Source organism: Rhizobium sp. CIAT894, assembly GCF_000172795.2.
Lineage (GTDB): Bacteria > Pseudomonadota > Alphaproteobacteria > Rhizobiales > Rhizobiaceae > Rhizobium.
In genome coordinates this window covers 2,921,789-2,944,023 of sequence record NZ_CP020947.1, presented here as the reverse complement: position 1 = coordinate 2,944,023, position 22,235 = coordinate 2,921,789, and the positions used below count along the sequence as shown (strand labels likewise).

Below are 22,235 nucleotides of genomic sequence, written 5' to 3'. Positions count from 1 at the left end.
CAAAGACATCATATTAACCATCCGTCAATCACGCTTCTTTGTATTTCTGACCTATATTGTCCATGACTTCGGCAAACCATGCCGTCGAAAGGTCAAAAGCCTTGCCGCCCTTGATGCGCGGGAATTCTATAGTGCGCAATTTACCATTCTGCGCTTCATCGTGACCGGTGACGCCGGAGACTTTGTTGAGCGCGCTTTCGACGGCGAGATCGACCATGCTCTGGATCAGCCTGAGGTCGTCGCTATTGGCGGGCGCCGAGCGGGCGAAGTAGCCCGATTTCTGCACGAGAGAGCGTTCGGCGTTCAAGAGGCTGGCGAACTGCTTCTGGAACCAGGCGCCGACATTGATCGTATCGATCTTCACATGGCCGAAGGCATCGCGCTTGACGGTCTCGCCGGCGGCTTCGCGCTCGGCGACGATGGCGTCGAGGCAGGCGCCTTCGGAGACGAAGACCGTGGCGTGGCCATTGCGGTCCATGCTCTCCCTCAGGCGGGCGGCCTCGGCATCGAGGTCGAAGGCCATCTCCGGCAGGTAGACGGCGTCGATGCTCTTCAGATGCGCATCCATCATCAGGCCGTCGACATACTGGTTGCGGCTGGTGCGCTGGAGGTAGGCGCGGGCGGTTGCAGCCGTCAGCCAGCCGCAATGGCGGCCCATGACCTCGTGGATGACGAGCGTGCGGGGGGCGGCGGTCTGTTCGTTGCCGACATTGTCGAAGAAATGCGCGCCGACTTCGGCGGCCGTCCAGGCGCCGAGCGACTGGCGGATCGGCACGACGTCGTTGTCGACGGTCTTCGGCAGGCCGACGACGGTCAGATTGTAGCCGTTGGCGGCGAGATAGGCGGCAAGGTCGGCGGCGGTGGTGTTGGTGTCGTCGCCACCGATCGTGTGGAGAATGGTGATGCCGTCATTGGCAAGACGTTCGGCCGCGATCCTGAGCGGGTTCTCGCCTTCCTTGACCAGGCCGCGCTTGACGCAATCGGCGGCATTGGTGAGTTTGACGCGGCTGTTGCCGATCGGCGAACCGCCGTAACGGTGCAGCAGCGGCGCCTTTTCGCGCATGTCGCGGGTGATCTCGATGCTGTCGCCGAGCAATACGCCCTGGTACCCGGACTTGTAAGCGACGATATCGATCTCGGGAGCGACGTCGCTGTAGCGTTCGATGAGGCCGCCGACGGCGGAGGAAAGACAGGGCGCCAGGCCTCCAGCGGTCAGCATTGCGACTTTCTGTTTGGCCATGATCCCTCCTATGGTGTTTCAGTGCGGCAGCGTTAGCTAGCGCATGGATGCGGCAGGGAAAGGGCCCTGTAAAGTAAAGAATTTACGAAAACGCGCCTTTCTGCCGGGTTGAACGGTAAAGGTGGTGCGAAGCGTCGATATAATCGTTTCAAGCCCGATCTGCCTGTCGGGAACAGTTGTGGAAATTGACGGTTAAGCGTTGAGGAGGATGGAGCGGGCGGAACTCCCACGGCCGATCAGGCGAAATGGATCGATCGCTTGTTGCGATGCAATAATTACAGAATCGTGAAAACTGTGTTCGGCCCTACGACCAATAGCCGCCTTGCAAAGGCTACGATTCTTTGGTCAAGCTGTTTGCTATAAGTTGACAAGCATGTGCGAGATTTTCGATGTCCTTCTGGGAAAAACTGTTGAATGCCATTGGCAATACCGCGGGCAATGCGCTTTCCGCGGTGGTCGAGGCTATCCGAACGGTTTTCGAAGGCGATCCCGAGACCCGGCGCAAAGTGGCTTTCTCCGTGGCGATCATCGCGCTTTCGGCCAAGATGGCCAAGGCCGACGGCATCGTCAGCGAGAAGGAGGTCGAAGCCTTCCGAGAAATCTTCGAATTTCCCGAGGACCAGGCCAAGAACGTCGCCAGGCTCTATAATCTCGCACGCCAGGATGTGGCCGGCTACGAAGCCTATGCCGAGCGACTCTCGACGCTCTGCGTCACTTGTGCGGCCAATTGCACGGTGCTGGAAGACGTGCTCGACGGCCTCTTCCATATCGCCAAGGCCGACGGGCTGATCCACGAGAAGGAACTGATTTTCCTGCGCCATATCGGCGAGATCTTCGAGATGAGCGAGACCCGCTTCGAGCAGATCGCCGCCCGCCACGTCTCGTCCGGCCGGGATCCCTATAAGGTGCTCGGCGTCTCGCCCTCGGATGATTTCCCGACCATCCGCCGCCGTTATCATGGCCTCGTCAGCGAGCATCATCCCGATCGGCTGATCTCGCGCGGGGTGCCGAAGGAATTCCATGTGATCGCCAATGAACGCATGGCGGCGTTGAACGCCGCCTATGCGGCGATCGAGAAGGAACGCCGCGCCGCATGACCTCGTTCGAGGCCGACTTCAGAAGCGCCCGTGTGCAGCCTTCTCCGAACCATGGCGAGCGGGCGGACGGGCGTCGTCCAGACATGGTCCTGTTGCACTACACCGGCATGCCGACGGCAGACAGCGCGCTCGACTGGCTCTGCCGCGCGGAGAGCCAGGTCTCCAGCCATTATTTCGTGCATGAGAATGGTGAAGTGGTGCAGCTGGTGCCGGAAACGCGCCGAGCGTGGCACGCGGGAAAGAGCAGCTGGCACGGCGAAACGGATATCAATTCGCTGTCGATCGGCATCGAGATCGCCAATGCCGGCCATCCCGGCGGGCTTCCCGACTATCCGAAAGAGCAGATCGCCGCGGTGATCGAATTGTGTCGCGACTGTGTCAAACGTTGGTCGATCGCGCCGGAACGGGTCCTTGGGCATTCCGATGTCGCCCCTGTTCGTAAGGTCGATCCGGGCGAAAAGTTCCCCTGGGCCGAGCTCCACCGGGCGGGCATCGGACATTGGGTCGAGCCGGCAACAATCGCCGGTGGGCGCTTCTTCCAGCGGGGTGATGCCGGCCAGCCCGTCGAAGCGCTGCAGTCGATGCTGTCGCTCTATGGTTATGGCACTGAGATCACAAGCCAATTTTCCGAAAAGACGGCGGGCGACGTGGAAGCTTTCCAGCGCCACTTCCGGCCCGAACGGGTCGATGGAATCGCCGATTTCTCGACGATCGACACGCTGCACCGGCTGCTGTCGGCGCTGCCGCGTTATTCCTGAGCCGAAGAACCGGATATCCGGGCGGATTTCTCCCGGCCGGCGAGAAATCCCTCCCGCCACATCATTTCCCTATTATCTCCTCATTGCGATGGTCTAAGAACGCCCGCTGAACAGCGCTCGCGGCTTTTTCAAGTGTAACCATGAGCGCCAAATGAAACGATAAGAATTGTTGCGGAATACGATCAGTCCTTGATCGAGTGCGACCGGATGACGGCGAGGCGCGCAGTCATGCAATTCTTTGGGTCGGAGTGAAGAGACTTTATGAAGAATATGATTGTTGGTGCTGCGACATGCGTTGGCATGCTGCTGGCGGGATATAGCTTTGCCTCGGCAAACGATGACTGGGGCGTCAGGGCGCAAACCATCCCGCTGAAAACCGTCGATCGCCAGAGCGGCTATGCCATGCCCGATTTCTCCGCCAGCATTCCCTATGCTGCACTGATCAACAAATATGCGGCTGAATACAACGTGCCGGTCGCACTTGCCCAGGCCGTCGTGCGGGTCGAGAGCAACTTCAATCCGAAGGCACGCGGCAGCGCCGGCGAAATCGGCCTGATGCAGATCAAGCCGGCGACGGCGCGGATGATGGGCTATGCCGGCACGCGGAAGGGCCTGTTCGATCCCGAGACCAACATCAAATACGGCATGAAATACCTGGCGGCCGCCCATCAGCTCGGCGGCGGACAGACCTGCAACACCATCCTGAAATACAATGCCGGCCATGCCGCAACCCGCATGAACCCGGTGTCGAAGACCTATTGCGGCAAGGTCCTGGCGATGCTCGACTGAGTGTGGCCGGACGCATCCCGGTGAAAATCCTTCCCGGGATTTTTGCGATATGAATCAGGACGCTTGCCGTGATACTCCACCTTCGCGAAACGAGGCGGGATATGGCAGTCGACTTCAGGTTCATCATCATCGGACGCGGCATGATGGGTGCCGCTGCCGCACGCCACCTCTCGTCGATGGCCGACGGCATTGCGTTGATCGGCCCGCGCGAGCCGGAAGAGCGAAAGGCCCATCACGGCGTCTTCGCCAGTCATTACGACGAAGCCCGCATCACCCGCACCTTCGACGGCAATCTGGCCTGGGGAACCTTCGCCGCCCGCGCGCTCGAGCGCTACCGCGAGATCGAGGCGAGGAGCGGCATTTCCTTTTATTCCGAGGTCGGCTGCCTCTTTGCCGGTCCGACGCCAAAGGATGAGCAGGACTATATCAACCGGGCGCTGACGGTCAGCCGGACGCTCGGCAGCGATATCGAGACCATCGCGCCGTCGCAACTTCGCGAACGTTTTTCCTATCTTTCCGTCGATCCCGATTTCACAGGATATTTCGAGCGCAAGCGCGCCGGCCACATCAACCCGCGGGCGCTGGTGCAGGCGCAGGCGAGGCTTGCCGAACAGGGTGGCGTCTCGCTGATCGAGGCCACCGTGACATTGGTGCGCGACGTCGGTTCCCATGTCGAGGTGACGGCCGGCGACAGACGTTACAGCGCTGAGCGCGTGCTGGTCGCTGCCGGCGGTTTCAGCAATTTTCATGCCCTGCTGCCGCGTCCTGTCGATAGCAGGGTCATGGCGCGCACGGTCGTCTTCTATGAAATAGGTGAGCGCGAGATGGCGGTCTTCGGCGATATGCCATCGACCATCGTGCTCGGCGACCGGGAGGAGGATCATATCTATATCTTGCCGCCGGTGCGTTATCCTGACGGCAAGACCTATCTGAAGCTTGGTGGCGACACCGAGGGGCTTTCCTTTGGCAGGCTGGAGGATGCCGGCGCATGGTTCCGTTCGGACGGCAGCGCCGCCGAGCGCGATCATCTCTGCCGCCTCGCCCTGCAACTGATGCCGGCGCTTGCCGGCTGCCCGGTCACTTCTGCGCCGTGCGTGGCGAATTTCACTTCGACCGGCTATCCCTATATCGGGTTCACGCAATCGCCGCGCGTCGCGGTGCTGACCGGCGGCAATTTCGTCGCGGCAAAATCCTCCGACGAACTCGGGCGGCTGGGAGCGTTGCTTCTGGCGGAGGGCGCGCTTGAAGACAAGGACTTCGGCGGCGAGTTGACGCCCGTCTTTTCTTGAGAGGAATATCATGGCAGTCGATTTCAAATATATCGTCGTCGGCCGCGGGTTGATGGGGGCTGCGGCTGCGCGGCATCTGGCGCGCCAAGCGGATGGCGTGGCGGTGATCGGCCCGGATGAGCCTGAGGATCGCAAGGCGCATCAGGGCGTCTTCGCCAGCCACTACGACGAGGGGCGCATCACCCGCACCATCGATCCCGACCGCAACTGGGCGCTGCTCGCCAACCGCTCGATCGGCCGTTACGGCGAGATCGCGAGCGAGAGCGGCATCGACTTCTATCGGGAGGCCGGCTGCGTCGTCGTCGCGCCTGATGGAAGCGATTATCTCGAGAGAACCCGGCGGGCGGCCATTTCGCTCGGCGTCGAGACCCGCTTTCTCGATGAGGGCGGGCTGAAGGAGGCATTTCCCTTCTTCGCCTTTCCTGACGGCGGCGGCGGTGTCTTCGAGGCGAAGGGGGCTGGGCATGTCAGTCCGCGCAAGCTGGTCAAGGCGCAGTCGCTGCTGGCGGAAAAGGCGGGTGCTGCTGTGATCCGCGACCATGTCGTCTCGATCAGAAGCGAGGGCGGGACGGCTGTGGTCAGGACCGCTGGCGGTCTCAGCTATCGCGCCGAAAAGGTGCTGCTGGCGGCGGGCGGATTTTCCATTGCGAAGAATCTGTTGCCGCGTCCGGTTGCCATGACGGTTTATGGCCGGACAGTAACGCTTTTCGGGGTAAGCGAGGCCGATGCGGCGCGCCTTGCCGGGATGCCGTCGCTCATTCTCAAAACACCCGACATTCATATCTATCTGCTGCCGCCGATCCGTTATCCCGACGGCAAATTCTACCTGAAGATCGGCGGCGACCCGGACGATCTGGCGCTTAGCGACGATGCGGCGATGCGTGCCTGGTTCAAGACCGAGGGGCGCGACAGCGTGCGCGGGCATCTTACCCGTATCGTCGAAAATCTCGTGCCCGACATCGTGCCGCTCTCGATTTCGACGGCTGCCTGCGTCGTGTCGCAGACGGAAAGCGGCTACCCGATGATCGGCTATACCTCTTCGCCTGAGATCGCCGTGCTGACGGGCTGTGCCGGTACTTCGGCCAAGAGTTCGGATGAAATCGGCCGGCTTGGGGCCGAGCTGCTTTTGGCGGGCGGAATCAGCCAGCAGGGCTACTCCACGGATTTCACACCGCAATTTCGCTAACTCATAATCATTTATTCGATAGCAATTGCCATCTCTCTCGTTTATGGGAGCCCTGCCAGTTGGCTGGGCAGCCGCGCTTTACCAATGCCGAAAGGCGGTAGGGTGAGGAAAGTCCGGGCTCCACGGAAACACGGTGCCGGATAACGTCCGGCGAGGGCGACCTCAGGGAAAGTGCCACAGAAAGCAAACCGCCTGTCATGACAGGTAAGGGTGAAAGGGTGGGGTAAGAGCCCACCGCATCTCCGGCAACGGAAATGGCACGGTAAACCCCACCGGGAGCAAGACCGAATAGGGATGACGCGGCAGGCCGAAAGGCCCTCCGGCCGGTTTCCAGGCCAGTCATCCGGGTGGGTTGCGCGAGGCAGCGTGCGAACGCTGTCCCAGAGGAATGGCTGCCACGTTCCGGTTCACGCCGGAGCCATACAGAACCCGGCTTACAGGCCAACTGGCGATTAACATTTGTGGCGCGATCAACCGCCGAATTACGGGATAATTTTCATATAAGCCGCTGAAATAAAACGCTTTCAAGGGGATGCTGATGTGTTCCTTCGGGCGAAAATTCTTTTTGTGAAAGTGGCGTCTTCGCGCCTCTTGCGGGTGGTGATCCTAACCCTTTGTTAAACTTAACAGCTTATAAATTTTTGATCATGCGTCCATTGCAAACTGGGCGTATCCCATTGACGCCCATATGGTCCCATGCTATCCCAAATGTGCACTGCACCGGGGCAATCACCTGCCCACTCATCGCAAAGCAAAGGCGCCTTCCTCTCCGGAAGCGTCGGAAGGGTTCTTACTCATCCGGCTTGCGAAGCTGTGCCTGATATCGGGAGTTTCGGGCGTCTTTTGGTCCGGATCCCTACGGGAACGGATGTTTCGTGTGATGAGCCGCTTCCTTTCGAACGCGACCAACAGGATCGATGCCAAGGGCAGGGTTTCCGTGCCTTCGGCATTTCGTTCCGTGCTGGCGCAGCGCAATGTTCAAGAGCTCTATTGCTTTCAGGACTTTGTGTTTCCGGCGATCAGCGTCGGCGGTCCGGATCTTCTCGAAAGATTCGAGCGGCAGATTGCTGCGGAGGATCCGTTTTCGCCGGACGCGAACGAGATGTCGCTTCTCATTCATGGGGGCGGGATCTTCATGAAGCTCGACGCCGAGGGGCGGCTGATGGTCACGGATTTCATTCGCGGCTTCACCGGCATCTCGGACGAAGTGACCTTCGTCGGTCGGGCGGATCATTTTCAGCTTTGGCAGCCGCAGGCTTTTGTGGCTGCGCAGGCGCAGGCACGAGGGGAGCGCAAGCTGGCGGGCAAGCGTTCCTGAAAGAGCGAGGGAACGGAATGGTGGCGAATCCTGGCGGAGGTTCAGCTGACGCCGGTGGTGGACCGGTTCGTCACATTCCGGTTCTTCTCGATGAGGTGCTTTCGGCGCTGGCGCCTGCACCCGGCAAGCTCATCCTTGATGGCACATTCGGTGCGGGCGGTTACAGTTCGGCCATTCTTGCGGCCGGTGCCGAAGTGATTGCGCTCGACCGCGATCCGAGCGCCATTGCCGCTGGCCAGGCGATGGTCGCCGCCCATGGCGGCCGTCTCAAGCTCGTTCATTCACAATTTTCGCATCTTGCCGATCATGTGCCGCAAGGCGGGCTTGACGGCGTCGTGCTCGATATCGGCGTTTCTTCCATGCAGATCGACGAAGCCGAGCGTGGTTTCTCTTTCCAGAAGAACGGGCCGCTCGACATGCGCATGTCGGCGACAGGCGTTTCGGCCGCCGATGTCGTCAATCGCGCCAAGGTCGCTGACCTCATCCGCATCTTTCACTTTCTCGGCGAGGAGAGCCAGTCGCCGCGCATCGCGCATGCGATCGAGAAGCGTCGCGAGGAAAAGCCGTTCGAAACGACGCGCGATCTTGCTGGTCTCATCGAGCTCGTCACGCCGCGCAAGATGAAGGACAAGATCCATCCGGCAACGCGTGTCTTCCAGGCCTTGCGCATTTTCGTCAATGATGAGCTCGGCGAACTGGCCCAGGCGCTGTTTGCGGCGGAAGCGGCGCTGAAGCCGGGCGGTCGGCTCGTCGTCGTCACCTTTCATTCGCTGGAAGACCGCATCGTCAAGAAATTCTTCTCCGACCGCGCCGGCAAGGCCTCGGGATCGCGGCATCTGCCGGTCGCGCATGAGCGGGCGGCAACTTTTGCCGCGGTCGGCAAGCCGATGGTTTCGGCAAGCGAGGCGGAGGCGCAGATCAATCCGCGTGCCCGCTCCGCGAAGCTCCGCGCCGGTCTGCGGACGGATGCCGCTGCCGAGGCTGCGGATATGTCGCTCTTCGGGTTTCCCAATCTCGCCAGTCTCGGAAAGCTTGGAGGTTGATATGCTGAAAACGTTCGATCTCGTGCTCATCGGCGTTATGACGGCCACAGCCGCCGTCACCTATACGATCAAGCATCGCGCCGAATTGAAGCTTGAGGAGGTTCATCGCCTCGAAGCCGAGATCAAGCTCGAGGAGGATACGATCGACCTTCTCAAGGCCGACTGGGCGCTGCAATCGCAGCCGAACCGTCTGGAGCGGCTGGTCAACGCCTATAGCGACGAGTTGCAGCTGCAGCCGACGGATTCGACGGCGCTCGTGCATGCCAAGGAATTGCCGATGCTGAAATCCGAGGTTCCCGTGCCTGATGTAACGGAGGCTAAGGCCGGCGGCACGACCGCAACCGGTGCCAAGGGCGCGACCGTGGCCAGCGCCAAAGACGCGACCGTAGCCAGCGCCAAGGGCGCGACCGTAGTCAGCGCCAAGGGCGCGGCCGGTGCCTCCAAGGCGCAGCCCGTTCCGACGCCTGCGTCTCGCGGCGCAGTGGAACCGCACGGCGCAGTGGCGCCCGACGGCGGGGCGGAGGATGACGCAGACGCAGACGAGATCGAAACGGGGTCGGTGGAATAATGTCGTTTCTTTCCCGCATCATGGTTTTGAAGAGCCAGGCGCATTTTTCTGCCGGCGTTTATAATCGTTTCGGCGGCCCTTCCGCCGGCGTGGCGATCGAGGGAACCCGCAAGAAGAAATCGGGACAGGCAAAAAGCCGCGTCGGCCTGCTGATCCTCGGTTTCATGGGCGTCTACGTCATCATCGGTGGCCGTCTCGTCGAATATGCGATGAAGGATCAGGAGGTCGTCTCCAGCATCCTGCCCCCGGACCGGCTGATGGCTTCGCGCCCCGACATTCTCGACCGCAACGGCGAGGTGCTGGCGACCGATATCCGCACCGTCTCGCTGTTTGCCGAGCCGAACAAGATCGTCGATGCCGACGAGGCCGTGGAGAAGCTCGCAACTGTTCTGCCCGAGCTCGACGTCAGGGACACCTATAAGAAGCTATCGGTCAAGACCTCGCATTTCGCCTGGCTGCGCCGGCAGCTGACGCCGAAGCAGCAGAGTCAGATCCTGGCGCTCGGCATTCCCGGCATCGGCTTCCGGCCGGAGAAGCGCCGCTTCTATCCGGGCGGCTCGACTGCCGCGCATATCCTCGGTTACGTCAATATCGACAACCGTGGCGTCGCCGGCATGGAGAAATATATCGACGACCAGGGACTTGCCGACCTGGCTTCGGTCGGCATGACCAGCGATCAGCCTCTCGAGCCGGTGCGGCTTTCGATCGACCTTCGTGTGCAGAACATCGTCCGCGACGCGGTCGTCAACGCCGTCAACAACTTCCAGTCCAAGGGTGCTGGTGCCGCTGTTATCGACGTGCATACGGGAGAAGTGCTGGCGATGGCGTCGGCGCCGGATTTCGATCCGAACGAGCCGCAGCAAGGCGCCAAGGACGGTTGGCTCAACCGGATGACCAACGGTACCTTCGAAATGGGCTCGACTTTCAAGACCTTTTCGCTGGCCATGGCGCTCGACACCGGCAAGGTGAAGATGACCGACAGTTTCGATGCCAGCAAATCGATCTATATCGGCGGCTTCACCATCCACGATTTTCACGGCCAGCGCCGCTGGCTGACCGTTCCCGAGATTTTCCAGTATTCTTCGAATATCGGCACGGCGCGCGTCATCGACATCGTCGGCATCGACGCGCAGAAGGATTATCTGACCAAGTTCGGCCTGTTGACGAAGATGCAGACCGAACTGCCTGAGGTGAAGATGCCGAGCCAGCCGCGCGTCTGGAAGAAGATTAATTCGATCACGATTTCCTTCGGCCACGGTGTCTCGACGACGGCGCTGCAGACAGGGGTGGCGGCCGCGGCTCTCGTCAACGGCGGCAAGCTGATCGAGCCGACATTCCTGCCGCGTACGCGCGAACAGGCCGATGAGATCGCGACGCAGGTGATCAAGAAGACGACCAGCGACGAGATCCGCTATCTGCTTGACTTCAACGGATACAAGGGATCGGGCCGCGTCGCCCGCGTGCCGGGCTTTGCCGTCGGCAGCAAGACAGGGACGGCCGACAAGGTGGTGAACGGACGTTATTCGGCGACGCTGAACTTCAACTCCTTCATTGCCGCATTCCCCATCAACGATCCCAAATATGCCGTGATCACCTTCTGCGATGAGCCGAAGACCGGCGAAAAGCAATATGGCGGAACGATCTCCGCCGGCACCGCCGGCCCGATCGCCCGTGAGATCATCCGCCGCGCGGCCCCCATTCTCGGCATTGAGCCGAAATTCGGGGAAGGGGGATCGGCCTTGCTGGTGTCTTATTGAGTGTGAATGAATAGCGACACCGATTCGCGAGGGGTGAACCGGCTTCAACAGAGAAAAGTGCATTCGATGAAATTGCGAGACCTGGCCGGAAAGCATTTTCCGGAACTTGAAGCACAGCTCGAAGGCCCCGCAGGCTTGCTTGATATTTCAGGCCTGTCGTCGGACAGCCGCAAGGTGGAGCGGGGCAATGTCTTCGTCGCAGTCGCCGGCACCAAGGCTGATGGCGCGGGCTTCATCGCGGACGCCGCCAGCCGTGGTGCTGCGGTGGCGATTGCCTCCCAAGCCATCGATGCCTCCATTCCGGTGCTCGTGGTTAAAGAGCCGCGCCGTTTCCTGTCGATCGCCGCTTCGCGCTTCCATAGCAGGCAGCCCGAGATCATGGTTGCCGTTACCGGCACGGCGGGAAAAACCTCCGTCGCCTCCTTCGTCAGGCAGATCTGGGCGCATGCGGGCCATGCGGCCGCGATGATCGGCACGACGGGCGTGGTTTCGCCGACACGCAACGAATATGGCTCGCTGACGACGCCCGATCCGGTGTCGCTTCACAAGCTGCTTGCAGAACTTGCCGACGAAGGCGTTACCCATGCCTCGATGGAGGCTTCCAGCCACGGTCTCGACCAGTGCCGGCTCGACGGCGTGAGGCTGGCGGCGGCCGCCTTCACCAATCTCGGCCGCGACCACATGGATTATCATCCCACGATCGAGGACTATATGGCCGCCAAGATGCGGCTTTTCCAGCTGCTGCCGAAGGGCTCGCCGGCGGTGATCTTTGCCGACGATCCCTGGTCGGCTGAGGCGATCAAGGCGGCAGCCGATGCCGGTCACGACGTGCGCACCGTCGGACGCAAAGGCGATTATCTCACGCTGAAGCGCGTCGAGCATTTTCGCCACAAGCAGACGGCCGAGATCCATATCGGCGGAGAGATTTTCGAGGTGGATATCCCGCTGGCCGGTGATTTCCAGGTTGCCAACGCGCTTGTCGCGGCGGGTCTTGCGATGTCGACCGGCATCGAGCCGAAGGTCGCGATGGCCGCGCTCGAGAAACTCATCGGCGCGTCCGGCCGTCTCGAACTCGTCGGCCACACCAAGGACGGCGCGCTCGCCTATGTCGATTACGCCCATAAGCCGGATGCGCTGGAAAACGTGCTGAGCTCGGTCAGGCCATTCACGACAGGCCGCGTCGTCGTTGTCTTCGGCTGCGGCGGCGACCGCGACCGCGGCAAGCGGCCGATCATGGGCGAAATCGCCTGCCGCCTTGCCGATGTCGTCATCGTCACCGACGACAATCCGCGTTCGGAGGAGCCGGCTTCGATCCGGGCGGAGATCATGGCGGCGGCAGGCTGCGCCTCCGAGATCGGCGATCGCGCTGCGGCGATCCGCGAGGCGGTCGGCATGCTGAAATCAGGCGATACGCTGATCGTCGCCGGCAAGGGGCATGAGGAAGGACAGACGATCGGCAGCGTCACACTGCCGTTCTCCGATCATGCGGAGGTGCGCAAGGCCTTGGAGGAACTGAAATCTTGAGCTGGCTCTGGACGACCGAAGACATGATCGCGGCGATGGCGGGGCGCCCCTTCGGCACTCTGCCCGAAGGCATCACCGGCATTTCCATCGACAGCCGTTCGATTGCTCCAGGCGAGGCCTTCTTCGCGATCAAGGGCGACCGTGTCGACGGTCATGATTACGCATCGATGGCGGTGGCGAACGGCGCCGCACTGCTCGTCGTCAGCGAGGCGAGGCTTCCCGCCATGGGCCGCCTGACGGTGCCGATGATCGTCGTCGAAGACGTGCTCTCCGCGCTCGGCCGGCTCGGCCTTGCCTCGCGCGAGCGCTCGCGGGCTCGGATCATTGCGGTCACGGGTTCCGTTGGAAAGACGACCACCAAGGAAATGCTGCGGCATGTGCTGTCGCCGTCGGGCAAGGTGCATGCCTCCGTCGCCTCCTTCAACAACCATTGGGGGGTGCCGCTGACGCTGGCACGCATGCCTGACGATACGGATTACGGCGTCTTCGAAGTCGGCATGAACCATCCCGGCGAGATCCGGCCGCTGGTGGCGATGATCCGTCCCGATGTCGCCGTCATCACGACGATCGCGCCGGCGCATCTCGGTAATTTCAAGAGTATCAAGGAGATCGCGGCCGCTAAGGCGGAGATTTTCGAGGGGCTGGAACCCGGCGGCCATGTGGTGCTCAACCGCGACAACGACCAGTTCAATTTTCTCGACCGCACGGCGCAGTCGCTCGGCATCGAGCGTATCCATTCGTTCGGCCAGCATGCCAAGGCCGAATTCCGGCTGGCGGAATTCAACGGCTCGGACGAGAATTCGACGTTGTGGCTGACGATCGGCGGCGAGACGCTTGAAGTCGCGATCGGCGCGCCCGGCCGCCATATCGCCGAGAATGCGCTCGCCGCACTCGGCGTCGTCAGGATCGTCGGCGCCGACATGGAAAAGGCGATCGAAGCGCTTGCGACGCTGAAGCCGGAAAAGGGCAGGGGCAAGCGCCATCGGCTTTCGATCGGCAACGGCAGCTTCACGCTGATCGACGAGAGCTACAACGCCAATCCGGCTTCGATGCGCGCGGCGATCGCATTGCTGGCGGCCTCCGAGCCGACCGGCCGCGGACGCCGTATCGCCGTGCTCGGCGACATGCTGGAGATGGGCGAGTATGCGCAGAAGGTTCATAGCGATCTCGCCGTGCCGCTGCTTGCGGCCGGCATCGAACATGTCTGGCTCGCCGGAGCGGAGATGGCTGCGCTCAAGGAATCACTGCCGGAAAGCGTCCATGTCGAATATCGCGAGAACACCAGCGAATTGACGGATTATGTACTGGACTCGGTCGTACCAGGCGACGTGTTCATGGTGAAATCGTCTCTGGGCATCGGTTTCGGCAAGATCGTCGCCGCGCTCCTTGACAAGTTCCCACCATTTTCCGACACGCAACGCGAACTTTGATCGGGTAAACAAGGGGCCCTGAATGCTGATCTGGCTTGTCGAACTGTCGGAATATTTCAAATTTCTGAACCTGTTCAGATATATTACCTTCCGCACAGGGGCCGCTCTTTTCACCTCAGCGCTGATCGTTTTCCTGTTCGGGCCGACGATCATCAATTCGCTGCGCATCCGCCAGGGCAAAGGCCAGCCAATCCGCGCCGACGGACCGCAGACGCATTTCAAGAAGGCCGGCACGCCGACCATGGGCGGGCTGATGATCCTTGCCGGCATCGTCGGCGCGTCGCTGCTCTGGGCCGATCTTTCCAACGTCTATGTCGTCGCCACGCTGCTGGTGACGCTCGGCTTCGGTGCGATCGGCTTCTATGACGATTATCTCAAGGTGACCAAGCAGAGCCACAAGGGCTTCTCCGGCAAGGCGCGCCTCGGCATCGAATTCGTGATCGCCGGCATCGCCGTCTACTTCATGATGCGCACCGCCCTTGCCTCGGGGACTGCCGGCTCGACCTTCGGTTCCTCGATTGCCTTTCCCTTCTTCAAGGACTTCCTGATCAATCTCGGCATCATGTTCGTCGTCTTCGGCGGCTTCGTCATCGTCGGCGCCGGTAATGCCGTCAACCTGACGGACGGCCTCGACGGGCTTGCCATCGTGCCTGTCATGATCGCCGCCGCCTCCTTCGGCGTCATCGCCTATCTCGCCGGCAACGTGGTGTTTGCGAACTATCTGCAGATCAATTTCGTGCCCGGCACCGGCGAGCTTGCCGTGGTGCTCGGCGCCGTCATCGGCGCCGGCCTCGGCTTTCTCTGGTTCAACGCGCCGCCGGCGGCCATCTTCATGGGTGACACCGGTTCGCTCGCACTCGGCGGCACGATCGGCACCGTCGCCGTCGCCACCAAGCACGAGATCGTCATGGCGATCATCGGCGGCCTCTTCGTCATGGAGACGCTCTCGGTCATCATCCAGGTCGGCTTCTTCAAGATGACCGGCCGGCGCGTCTTCCTGATGGCGCCGATCCATCATCACTTCGAGAAGAAGGGCTGGACCGAGAGCCAGGTGGTGATCCGCTTCTGGATCATCGCGGTCGGCCTTGCCATGCTCGGCCTGTCGACGCTGAAGCTGCGGTGAGGTGGCAATGATCCCGGTCACGACGCTCAGGGACAGGAAGGTCGCGCTCTTCGGGCTCGGCGGCTCCGGTTTTGCCACTGCCCGCGCGCTGATTGCGGGCGGCGCCGATGTGACCGCCTGGGACGATAATCCTGACAGCGTCGCCAAGGCTGCGGCTGAGGGTATCAGGACCGAAGACCTTCATACGATCGACTGGAGCCAGCAGGCACTGTTCGTGCTGTCGCCCGGCGTGCCGCTCACTCATCCGAAGCCGCACTGGACCGTCGATCTTGCGCGCGCCGCCGGCGTCGATATTGTCGGCGACGTCGAACTCTTCGTGCGCGAGCGCCGCGCCCATGCGCCGGATTGCCCCTTCATCGCCATCACCGGCACCAACGGCAAGTCGACGACGACGGCGCTGATCGCCCATATCCTGAAATCCGCGGGCTATGATACGCAGCTCGGCGGCAATATCGGCACCGCGGTTCTGACGCTCGATCCGCCGAAGGCCGAGCGTTACTACGTTGTCGAGTGCTCCTCCTACCAGATCGACCTGGCGCCGACGCTGGACCCCTCTGCCGGCATCCTGCTCAATCTGACGCCCGATCATCTCGACCGTCACGGCACGATGCAGCATTATGCCGACGTCAAGGAGCGGCTGGTCGCCGGCAGCGATACCGCGATCGTCGGCATCGACGACAGTCATTCGGCGCTGATCGCCGACCGCGTCGAGCGGGCAGGCGTCAAGGTGGTGCGCATCTCGCGCCGCAACGTGGTGGCATCGGGCATTTATGCCGAGGGCAGCAAGCTCGTTCAGGCCGGCGGCGGCGCCATGCTGCCTTTCGCCGATCTCGACGGTATCCAGACGCTGCGCGGCAGCCACAATGCGCAGAACGCGGCCGCCGCGGTTGCCGCCTGCCTTGCGGTCGGCGTTTCCGCCGACGACATTCGCGCAGGCCTTGCCTCGTTTCCCGGCCTCAAGCACCGCATGCAGCCTGTGGGTAAACGCGGCCGCGTCGTCTTCGTCAACGATTCCAAGGCGACGAATGCCGATGCGGCAGCACCCGCGCTTTCGAGCTATGATCGCATCTACTGGATTGCCGGTGGTCTGCCGAAATCAGGCGGCATCACGACGCTCGCGCCCTATTTCCCCCATATCGCCAAGGCCTATCTGATCGGTGAGGCGGCGGCGGAATTTGCAGCCACTCTCGGCGAGGCCGTGCCGTACGAGATCTCCGGCACACTGGAGCGGGCGGTCGCGCACGCGGCAGCCGATGCGGAGCGCGACGAGAGCGGCTCTTCGGCGGTGATGTTATCCCCGGCTTGCGCAAGCTTCGACCAGTATAAGAACTTCGAAGTCAGGGGCGATGCCTTCGTCGGCCACGTGGCGGCACTTGACGGAATGACGATGCTGATCGGTCCGGCAACAGGAGAGAAATGACATGGTAAGCCGCGCGGAACGTGGGCCTCTGGCCGATTGGTTCTGGACCATCGACCGCTTCTTCCTGGCGATGTTCATCTTCCTGATGGGCATCGGCTTCATGCTGTCCTTCGCGGCATCTCCTGCCGTTGCCGAGCGCATCGGGCTCGAGCCCTTCCACTTCGTCAAGCGCCACGCCGCCTTCATGATCCCCTCGATCGGCGTCATGCTCGGGCTGTCGTTCCTGACGCCGCGCCAGGTGCGGCGAACCGCAATCCTGCTTTTGATCATCTCGCTTGCCATGATGGTGCTGGTGCTGTTCGTCGGGCAGGAGGTCAAGGGCGGCAGGCGCTGGATCTGGATCGCCGGCCTCTCCATCCAGCCTTCGGAGTTCATGAAGCCCGCCTTCGTCGTGGTCTGCGCCTGGCTGTTTGCCGAACATGCGCGCCAGCCTGAAATCCCCGGCAATCTCTTCGCCATCATCCTCTTTGGCATCGTCGCCGCTCTTCTCGTCGCGCAGCCGGACCTTGGTCAGACCATCCTGACGACGGCCGTCTGGGGCGGGATGTTCTTCATGGCCGGCATGCCGTGGATCTGGATCATGCTGCTCGGCGTCGGCGGGGCCGGCGGCCTGGTCACTGCCTATTACGTCTTCCCGCACGTGGCGCTGCGAATAGACAAGTTCATGACCGGCGAAGGCGACACGTTCCAGATCGACACTGCGCGCGAGGCAATCATTCGCGGCAGCTGGTTTGGCCAGGGACCCGGCGAAGGCATCGTCAAGCGCATCATCCCGGATGCGCATACCGACTTCATCTTCTCGGTCGCGGCCGAGGAGTTCGGCATCGTCTTCTGCATGGCGCTCGTCGCGCTGTTTTCCGTGCTGGTGCTGCGCGGCCTCTCGCATGCCTATCGCGAGCGCAACGATTTCAACCGCTTCGCCGTCGCCGGCCTGGTGCTGCAGATGGGCATCCAGTCGATCATCAATGTCGGCGTCAATCTCGAACTGCTGCCGGCGAAGGGCATGACGCTGCCGCTGATTTCCTACGGCGGCTCGTCGATGGTGGCGATCTGCGTCACCGCAGGCTTCATTCTGGCGTTGACGCGCCATCGGCCGGAAAAACGTGCGCAGGACCGGAGCCTCTTCCGCGTCCCGCACGGCATGCCGGCGGAGTAAAAGATTATGAGCAAAGGCATCGTGCTGCTTGCCGCCGGGGGGACCGGCGGCCATGTGTTCCCGGCGGAGGCGCTCGCCTTCAAGCTGAAGGAGCGCGGCTATTCGGTGCATCTCGTCACTGACAGCCGGGCCGAGCGTTATGCCGGCAAGTTCCCGGCCGAGGAGATCCATGTCGTGCCGTCGGCAACGATCGGCTCGAAAAACCCGATCGCCGTCGCCCGCTCGCTATGGACACTTTGGAACGGTATGCGGGCGGCAAAGAAGCTGATCCAGCGGTTGCGGCCGGTCATTGTCGTCGGTTTCGGCGGTTATCCGACAGTGCCGCCGCTGCTTGCCGCTACGCGGCTCGGCGTACCGTCGATGATCCACGAGCAGAATGCCGTGATGGGTCGCGCCAACAAGGCCCTGGCGACCCGTGTGCAGGCCATTGCCGGCGGCTTCCTGCCGGAGGGCGGCACTGCCTTCGCGGACAAGACGGTGACGACGGGCAATCCCGTCCGCCCGGCAATCATCGCAGCCGCCGAGGTGCCTTATACGCCGTCGCATGCAGGCGAGGCCTTCAATCTCGTCGTCTTCGGCGGCAGCCAGGGCGCGCAGTATTTCTCCACGGCGCTGCCGACGGCGATCAGCCTGCTCGACGACGCGCTTCGCCTGCGCCTTCGCATCACCCAGCAGGTGCGCCCCGAGGACATGGAAAGGGTCGGCGGCTGCGTTGCCAAGCTGGAGATGGGCGCCGATATCGCCCCCTTCTTCACCGACATGGCCGAGCGGCTGGCGAAAGCGCATCTCGTCATCTGCCGCTCTGGCGCCTCGACGGTTTCGGAAATCTCCGTCATCGGCCGGCCTGCCGTGCTCGTGCCTTACCCGTATGCTCTCGATCACGACCAGGCGGCGAATGCCGCCGCACTGGCGGCCACCGGCGGGGCGAAGGTAATTGCTCAATCGGAGCTTTCGCCGGAGAAGATCGCGGCGATTCTGACGGCTGTGATGAACGATCCCGAAAAGCTCGAGCATATGGCGGCGGCGGCGAAACTCGCCGGAAAACCCGATGCCGCGAACTTGCTTGCCGACATGGTTGAGGCTATTGCCGCCAAACGGACAATAGCGGAATTCAAGAGGACACGCGCATGAAACTGCCGAAGGCGATCGGTCTCGTCCATTTCATCGGCATTGGCGGCATCGGCATGAGTGGTATCGCCGAGGTGCTGCACAATCTCGGCCACAAGGTGCAGGGATCGGACCAGGCCGACAGCGCCAACGTCCAGCGCCTGCGCGACAAGGGCATCGAGGTGTTCGTCGGCCATCGGGCGGAAAACCTAGGCGATGCCGAAGTCGTCGTCGTTTCGACGGCGATCAAGAAGAGCAATCCGGAACTCATCGCCGCGCGCGAAAAGCTGCTGCCGGTGGTGCGCCGCGCCGAAATGCTGGCCGAACTGATGCGCTTCCGCAATGCGATCGCCATCGGCGGCACCCACGGCAAGACGACGACCACCTCGCTGGTCGCCACATTGCTCGAAGCCGGCGGGCTTGATCCGACCGTCATCAATGGCGGCATCATCAACGCCTACGGCACCAATGCCCGCATGGGCGAGGGCGAGTGGATGGTGGTCGAGGCCGACGAATCGGACGGCACCTTCCTGAAGCTTCCGGCCGATGTCGCCGTCATCACCAATATCGACCCGGAGCATCTCGACCATTACGGCAATTTCGATGCCGTGCGCGCCGCCTTCCGGCAGTTCGTGGAGAACGTGCCGTTCTACGGCTTCGGCGTCATGTGCCTCGACCATCCCGAAGTGCAGTCGCTGGTCGGCCGCATCGAGGATCGCAAGATCATCACCTATGGCGAGAACCCGCAGGCCGACGTGCGTTTCACCAATGTGCGCATCGACGGCACGCGGTCGATCTTCGATGTCGCAATCCGCCGCCGCCGCACCGGCCAGTTGATCGAGCTCAAGGGGCTGGTCATGCCGATGCCCGGGCGCCATAATATATCCAACGCGACGGCGGCGATCGCCGTTGCCAACCGGCTCGGCATCTCGAACGCCGATATCGCCAAGGGGCTTGCCTCCTTCGGCGGCGTCAAGCGCCGTTTCACGCTGACCGGGGAATGGAACGGAGTGCAGATCTTCGACGATTACGGCCACCATCCCGTCGAAATCAAGGCGGTGTTGAAGGCTGCCCGCGAAGCCTGCAAGGGCCGGATCATCGCGGTCCACCAGCCGCATCGCTATAGCCGCCTCGCAAGCCTGTTCGAGGAATTCGCCGCCTGCTTCAACGATGCCGACAGCATTTTCCTCGCGCCGGTCTATGCGGCGGGCGAAGATCCGATCGAAGGCGTCGACTCCACGTCGCTCGTCTCGCGGATCAAATCCGGCGGCCATCGCGACGCCCGTTTTCTCACCTCCGCGGAACTTCTGCCGCAGATGGTTGCCGAGGTTGCAAAGCCTGGCGATTTCGTGGTTCTGTTGGGGGCTGGGAGCATCACATCCTGGGCGGCGGCGCTGCCCAAGCAACTGGAAGGCCTATCGGGAAAGTCCGCATGAAACAGGTGAATGGGGAAAAGCTTCTCGCGTCTCTTGGAGACGGTGTAAAGGATATCCGCGGCCGTATCACGCCGGATGCTCCCATGGACCGCGTCACCTGGTTCAGGGCCGGTGGCCTGGCCGAGTTGATGTTCCAGCCGCACGACATCGACGATCTCGTCGCCTTCCTGAAGATATTGCCGGAAGAGGTACCGCTGACGGTGGTCGGCGTCGGCTCCAACATCCTGGTGCGTGACGGCGGCATTCCCGGCGTCGTACTGCGCCTGTCGGCCAAGGGGTTCGGCTTCGTCGAGCTTGCCGGCGAAAACCGCATTCTGGCCGGCACCATCTGCCCGGACAAACATGTGGCGGCGATGGCGATGGACAACGGTATTGGCGGCTTTCATTTCTTCTACGGTATTCCGGGCAGCATCGGCGGCGCGGCGCGCATGAATGCCGGGGCCAACGGCGTGGAGACGCGCGAGCGGCTGATCGAGGTCAACGCCGTCGACCGCAAGGGCAACAAGCATGTGCTCTCCAATGCCGAGATGGGCTATTCCTACCGGCATTCCTCAGCTCCCGCCGACCTGATCTTCACCTCGGTGCTGTTCGAGGGGTATCCGGAGGAGCGCGCCCAGATTCGCGCCGAGATGGACGCTGTTCGCAATCATCGCGAGACGGTGCAGCCGATTCGTGAAAAGACCGGCGGTTCGACCTTCAAGAACCCGGAGGGCCATTCCGCCTGGAAGCTGATCGACGAAGCAGACTGTCGCGGCCTCGTCATCGGCGGTGCGCAGATGTCGTCGCTTCACTGTAACTTCATGATCAATATGGGGCAGGCGACCGGCTACGATCTCGAATATCTCGGCGAACAGGTGCGTCGCGAGGTCTTCGAGAAAGAGGGCATCAAGCTCGAATGGGAAATCAAGCGCCTCGGCGTCTTCATGCCCGGCCGCGAAGTGCGCCCGTTCCACGGCGTCACCAGCGAATAGGTTTATTTCACAGCAAGCTTCAGACCTTCGCGCGGCGTGACGATGGGCGACCAGCCGAGAACGTCGCGGGCATGGGATATGTCGACCTGCAGGGAGCCGCAAAGACGTTGGTAGACGGCGTCCTTGCCCGTGACTCTGGCGCCCAGCTGCAGCAAGGCGGGAGGGAAGGGGAGCAGCATCGGCTTGACACCCAAGCCTGCGGCAATCCCCTCGATGAGCCCGGGCGTTGAGAGATCTTCTCCGTCGCCGGCGAGAAAGGTCTGGCCGGCAGCGCGCTGATGCGTCATGCCGGTCACGATCAGATCGACGAGATTTGGAAGCGCAACCAGTGTCCGGCGGTTCTTCAGCGACGCGAAGGGCAGAGGTATTCTCTTGCGGACAAGCCCGACGAGCAGGGCGAAGTTGCCCCTGGCGCCGGGCCCATAGACGAGGGGCGGTCGAATGACGACGACTTCGATGCCTGTTCGGGCGGCGATTTCATGCAGCCCGATTTCGCTTTCCAGCTTCGAAATGCCATAGGGATCAAGCGGCATCGGCGTGTCGTCGTGGCGGAAAGCCCGGTCGGTTTCTTCGCCATTGACCTTGATGCTGCTGATGAAAACGAGCCTTTTTACCCCCGCGTGTGCGGCCTGCTCGGCGAGGTTCAGCGTGGCGGCGGTGTTGATCCGGCGGAATTCGCTCAGCGGATCGGCTGCGCGGTCATTCATGATATGGACGCGGGCCGCGAGATGGACGACGACATCGACGCCGTCGAGCGCTGCCGTCCAGTCCGTTTCGCTTGTTATTTCGATAGGGAAATGCCGGATGTCCGCCGGGAAGCTTGCGCCTGCAGATCGCGTGGTGACCTGAAGCTCCCAGTGTCGCTCTTTCTGCAGTCTGTCGACGAGAGGCCCGCCGACAAAGCCGGCTGCGCCGGTAATGAGGCATCGCATGATCCGTTCCCCGGTTTACCTTCAGTGCTCCGGTTAGCCGGAACTGCTCACCGCATCAATAAATTAAGCCGCGAGGGCGGCTGTTGTCGCC

Annotated in this window: 19 protein-coding genes and 1 other RNA gene; 18 read left to right on the top strand and 2 right to left on the bottom strand. The window is 62.2% G+C overall.

Going from position 1 to position 22,235, the window contains the following annotated elements:
- Positions 1–28 precede the first annotated feature (28 nt).
- Positions 29–1,240: a pyrophosphate--fructose-6-phosphate 1-phosphotransferase gene (locus tag RHEC894_RS14610; protein WP_085737803.1), complete on the bottom strand. Its 1,212-nt coding sequence runs from the start codon at positions 1,238–1,240 to the stop codon at positions 29–31.
- 389 nt (positions 1,241–1,629) lie between these two features.
- Between RHEC894_RS14610 and RHEC894_RS14605 the strand changes: the two genes are divergently transcribed.
- The 18 genes from RHEC894_RS14605 to murB all read left to right on the top strand — a co-directional run bounded on the left by RHEC894_RS14605 (position 1,630) and on the right by murB (position 21,212).
- On the top strand, positions 1,630–2,337 hold the full coding sequence (locus RHEC894_RS14605) for a DnaJ family molecular chaperone (protein ID WP_085737802.1): 708 nt from the start codon (positions 1,630–1,632) through the stop codon (positions 2,335–2,337).
- Complete coding sequence (locus RHEC894_RS14600) at positions 2,334–3,095, top strand: N-acetylmuramoyl-L-alanine amidase (protein ID WP_085737801.1); 762 nt, start codon at positions 2,334–2,336, stop codon at positions 3,093–3,095. Before RHEC894_RS14605 ends, RHEC894_RS14600 begins: the two co-directional genes overlap by 4 nt.
- Positions 3,096–3,356: 261 nt before the next feature.
- Positions 3,357–3,884 (top strand): lytic transglycosylase domain-containing protein, encoded by a 528-nt coding sequence (locus RHEC894_RS14595; RefSeq protein WP_010068760.1) that lies wholly within the window; start codon positions 3,357–3,359, stop codon positions 3,882–3,884.
- A 101-nt stretch (positions 3,885–3,985) separates the two neighbouring features.
- On the top strand, positions 3,986–5,173 hold the full coding sequence (locus RHEC894_RS14590; protein WP_085737800.1) for an FAD-binding oxidoreductase: 1,188 nt from the start codon (positions 3,986–3,988) through the stop codon (positions 5,171–5,173).
- Positions 5,174–5,183: 10 nt separating this feature from the next.
- Positions 5,184–6,359 (top strand): FAD-dependent oxidoreductase, encoded by a 1,176-nt coding sequence (locus tag RHEC894_RS14585; protein WP_085737799.1) that lies wholly within the window; start codon positions 5,184–5,186, stop codon positions 6,357–6,359.
- Positions 6,360–6,414: 55 nt separating this feature from the next.
- Positions 6,415–6,812: RNase P RNA component class A (rnpB, locus tag RHEC894_RS14580), an RNA gene on the top strand.
- A gap of 427 nt (positions 6,813–7,239) precedes the next feature.
- Positions 7,240–7,677, top strand: a complete 438-nt coding sequence (gene mraZ, locus RHEC894_RS14575) for a division/cell wall cluster transcriptional repressor MraZ (RefSeq protein WP_085737798.1) — start codon at positions 7,240–7,242, stop codon at positions 7,675–7,677.
- 17 nt (positions 7,678–7,694) lie between these two features.
- A complete protein-coding gene (rsmH, locus tag RHEC894_RS14570; protein ID WP_085737797.1) occupies positions 7,695–8,720 on the top strand; it encodes a 16S rRNA (cytosine(1402)-N(4))-methyltransferase RsmH in 1,026 nt (341 codons plus the stop codon).
- Position 8,721: 1 nt separating this feature from the next.
- Complete coding sequence (locus tag RHEC894_RS14565) at positions 8,722–9,288, top strand: hypothetical protein (RefSeq protein ID WP_085737796.1); 567 nt, start codon at positions 8,722–8,724, stop codon at positions 9,286–9,288.
- The gene (locus tag RHEC894_RS14560) at positions 9,288–11,045 is read left to right on the top strand and encodes a penicillin-binding protein 2 (RefSeq protein WP_085737795.1); all 1,758 of its coding nucleotides are present in this window, start codon (positions 9,288–9,290) and stop codon (positions 11,043–11,045) included. The genes RHEC894_RS14565 and RHEC894_RS14560 overlap by 1 nt, the downstream gene beginning before the upstream one ends.
- A 6-nt stretch (positions 11,046–11,051) precedes the next feature.
- Positions 11,052–12,569: a UDP-N-acetylmuramoyl-L-alanyl-D-glutamate--2,6-diaminopimelate ligase gene (locus tag RHEC894_RS14555; RefSeq protein WP_206427865.1), complete on the top strand. Its 1,518-nt coding sequence runs from the start codon at positions 11,052–11,054 to the stop codon at positions 12,567–12,569.
- A complete protein-coding gene (locus tag RHEC894_RS14550) occupies positions 12,566–13,999 on the top strand; it encodes a UDP-N-acetylmuramoylalanyl-D-glutamyl-2,6-diaminopimelate--D-alanyl-D-alanine ligase (RefSeq protein ID WP_085737794.1) in 1,434 nt (477 codons plus the stop codon). Before RHEC894_RS14555 ends, RHEC894_RS14550 begins: the two co-directional genes overlap by 4 nt.
- A 22-nt stretch (positions 14,000–14,021) precedes the next feature.
- On the top strand, positions 14,022–15,122 hold the full coding sequence (gene mraY / locus RHEC894_RS14545) for a phospho-N-acetylmuramoyl-pentapeptide-transferase (protein ID WP_085737793.1): 1,101 nt from the start codon (positions 14,022–14,024) through the stop codon (positions 15,120–15,122).
- Between the two features lie 7 nt (positions 15,123–15,129).
- Positions 15,130–16,542, top strand: a complete 1,413-nt coding sequence (gene murD / locus RHEC894_RS14540; protein WP_085737792.1) for a UDP-N-acetylmuramoyl-L-alanine--D-glutamate ligase — start codon at positions 15,130–15,132, stop codon at positions 16,540–16,542.
- Between the two features lies 1 nt (position 16,543).
- Positions 16,544–17,698 carry a putative lipid II flippase FtsW gene (gene ftsW / locus RHEC894_RS14535; protein ID WP_085737791.1) on the top strand — a complete coding sequence of 385 codons (1,155 nt, stop codon included), beginning with the start codon at positions 16,544–16,546 and terminating at the stop codon, positions 17,696–17,698.
- Between the two features lie 6 nt (positions 17,699–17,704).
- Positions 17,705–18,829: an undecaprenyldiphospho-muramoylpentapeptide beta-N-acetylglucosaminyltransferase gene (gene murG, locus RHEC894_RS14530; protein WP_085737790.1), complete on the top strand. Its 1,125-nt coding sequence runs from the start codon at positions 17,705–17,707 to the stop codon at positions 18,827–18,829.
- On the top strand, positions 18,826–20,241 hold the full coding sequence (gene murC / locus RHEC894_RS14525; RefSeq protein ID WP_085737789.1) for a UDP-N-acetylmuramate--L-alanine ligase: 1,416 nt from the start codon (positions 18,826–18,828) through the stop codon (positions 20,239–20,241). The genes murG and murC overlap by 4 nt, the downstream gene beginning before the upstream one ends.
- Positions 20,238–21,212 (top strand): UDP-N-acetylmuramate dehydrogenase, encoded by a 975-nt coding sequence (gene murB / locus RHEC894_RS14520; protein ID WP_085737788.1) that lies wholly within the window; start codon positions 20,238–20,240, stop codon positions 21,210–21,212. Before murC ends, murB begins: the two co-directional genes overlap by 4 nt.
- Before the next feature lie 2 nt (positions 21,213–21,214).
- On the opposite strand, the gene RHEC894_RS14515 is transcribed toward murB, so the two are convergent.
- Positions 21,215–22,144 carry an SDR family oxidoreductase gene (locus RHEC894_RS14515; protein WP_010067083.1) on the bottom strand — a complete coding sequence of 310 codons (930 nt, stop codon included), beginning with the start codon at positions 22,142–22,144 and terminating at the stop codon, positions 21,215–21,217.
- Positions 22,145–22,235 lie beyond the last annotated feature (91 nt).

What these genes read in the sequence shown, in the direction of transcription:
- RHEC894_RS14610 (WP_085737803.1), bottom strand. Translation starts at nt 1,240, where the DNA reads ATGGCCAAACAGAAAGTCGCAATGCTGACCGCTGGAGGCCTGGCGCCC.
- RHEC894_RS14605 (WP_085737802.1), top strand. Translation starts at nt 1,630, where the DNA reads ATGTCCTTCTGGGAAAAACTGTTGAATGCCATTGGCAATACCGCGGGC.
- RHEC894_RS14600 (WP_085737801.1), top strand. Translation starts at nt 2,334, where the DNA reads ATGACCTCGTTCGAGGCCGACTTCAGAAGCGCCCGTGTGCAGCCTTCT.
- RHEC894_RS14595 (WP_010068760.1), top strand. Translation starts at nt 3,357, where the DNA reads ATGAAGAATATGATTGTTGGTGCTGCGACATGCGTTGGCATGCTGCTG.
- RHEC894_RS14590 (WP_085737800.1), top strand. Translation starts at nt 3,986, where the DNA reads ATGGCAGTCGACTTCAGGTTCATCATCATCGGACGCGGCATGATGGGT.
- RHEC894_RS14585 (WP_085737799.1), top strand. Translation starts at nt 5,184, where the DNA reads ATGGCAGTCGATTTCAAATATATCGTCGTCGGCCGCGGGTTGATGGGG.
- mraZ (WP_085737798.1), top strand. Translation starts at nt 7,240, where the DNA reads ATGAGCCGCTTCCTTTCGAACGCGACCAACAGGATCGATGCCAAGGGC.
- rsmH (WP_085737797.1), top strand. Translation starts at nt 7,695, where the DNA reads ATGGTGGCGAATCCTGGCGGAGGTTCAGCTGACGCCGGTGGTGGACCG.
- RHEC894_RS14565 (WP_085737796.1), top strand. Translation starts at nt 8,722, where the DNA reads ATGCTGAAAACGTTCGATCTCGTGCTCATCGGCGTTATGACGGCCACA.
- RHEC894_RS14560 (WP_085737795.1), top strand. Translation starts at nt 9,288, where the DNA reads ATGTCGTTTCTTTCCCGCATCATGGTTTTGAAGAGCCAGGCGCATTTT.
- RHEC894_RS14555 (WP_206427865.1), top strand. Translation starts at nt 11,052, where the DNA reads ATGAATAGCGACACCGATTCGCGAGGGGTGAACCGGCTTCAACAGAGA.
- mraY (WP_085737793.1), top strand. Translation starts at nt 14,022, where the DNA reads ATGCTGATCTGGCTTGTCGAACTGTCGGAATATTTCAAATTTCTGAAC.
- murD (WP_085737792.1), top strand. Translation starts at nt 15,130, where the DNA reads ATGATCCCGGTCACGACGCTCAGGGACAGGAAGGTCGCGCTCTTCGGG.
- ftsW (WP_085737791.1), top strand. Translation starts at nt 16,544, where the DNA reads ATGGTAAGCCGCGCGGAACGTGGGCCTCTGGCCGATTGGTTCTGGACC.
- murG (WP_085737790.1), top strand. Translation starts at nt 17,705, where the DNA reads ATGAGCAAAGGCATCGTGCTGCTTGCCGCCGGGGGGACCGGCGGCCAT.
- murC (WP_085737789.1), top strand. Translation starts at nt 18,826, where the DNA reads ATGAAACTGCCGAAGGCGATCGGTCTCGTCCATTTCATCGGCATTGGC.
- murB (WP_085737788.1), top strand. Translation starts at nt 20,238, where the DNA reads ATGAAACAGGTGAATGGGGAAAAGCTTCTCGCGTCTCTTGGAGACGGT.
- RHEC894_RS14515 (WP_010067083.1), bottom strand. Translation starts at nt 22,144, where the DNA reads ATGCGATGCCTCATTACCGGCGCAGCCGGCTTTGTCGGCGGGCCTCTC.